1 rRNA gene is annotated in these 300 nt (G+C 51.3%); it reads left to right on the top strand.

Annotation, left to right across the window (positions count from 1 at the left end):
* Window positions 1–194: 194 nt before the first annotated feature.
* Window positions 195–300 (top strand): 5S ribosomal RNA (rrf, locus tag ACVOLL_RS20610); the annotation flags it as partial.

Raw genomic sequence — 300 nt, 5'->3', positions numbered from 1 at the left:
ATAGGTCAGGTGTGTAAGTGCAGCAATGCATTGAGCTAACTGATACTAATGATCCGTGTGGCTTGACCATATAACCTCAAGTTGCCTTGGCCGACATGACATGTCGATAGATACCAAGTGCACGCTACGTCACAAGATCCATGAGAGGCAGGCGCCTAAATCCGTTTTTTGGATGGCGACGCTCCAACCGTCTCCCTGATGAAATTAGCGCTATGGAACCACCCGATCCCATCCCGAACTCGGAAGTGAAACGTAGCCGCGCCGATGGTAGTGCAGCCTAAGCTGTGCGAGAGTAGGTCA

This window comes from Stenotrophomonas sp. STEN035 (assembly GCF_056759935.1).
This window is presented reverse-complemented; position numbering and strand designations above follow the sequence as displayed.